We start from the raw sequence: 545 nt of genomic DNA, 5'->3' as shown, positions 1-545 counted from the left end.
GTGGTCAGCTACATCGTAACTGATGGTGCAGGTGATACGGATAGTTCTACTCTAACAATTTCAGTAACACCTTTATCAGATCTTACTGATGATAATGAATCTGTTACAACAGTTGAAGATACAGCAGTCTCTGGTAATGTTCTAGATAATGCAGCAACTGCAGACGGACCATTAACTGTAACGAGTTTTACTGTCGATGGGAATACGTATAATGCTGGTGATACCGTTACTCTCGCTGAAGGTGAACTCACTTTAAATGCCGATGGTAGTTACACTTTTACACCAAATGACAATTTCAATGGTGCTGTTCCTGTAATTACTTATACCGTCACAGATGGTGCAGGTGATACGGATAGTTCTACCTTAACAATTTCAGTAACACCTTTATCAGATCTTATTGATGATAATGAGTCTGTTACAACAGCTGAAGATACAACAGCCACAGGCAATGTGCTTGATAATGCTGAAACAGCCGATGGTCCACTCACTGTAACGAGTTTTACTGTTGATGGTAATACGTATAATGCAGGTGACACGGTTACTCT

At 40.0% G+C, this 545-nt stretch carries 1 protein-coding gene; it reads left to right on the top strand.

Annotated features, from left to right (window positions below; genetic code table 11):
* A partial coding sequence (locus H4J57_RS19560; RefSeq protein ID WP_182244002.1) for an Ig-like domain-containing protein occupies positions 1-545 on the top strand: 545 nt, incomplete at both ends.

Origin of the sequence: Colwellia sp. BRX8-7 (assembly GCF_014077275.1) — a bacterium.
GTDB lineage: Bacteria > Pseudomonadota > Gammaproteobacteria > Enterobacterales > Alteromonadaceae > Colwellia_A.
This window is presented reverse-complemented; position numbering and strand designations above follow the sequence as displayed.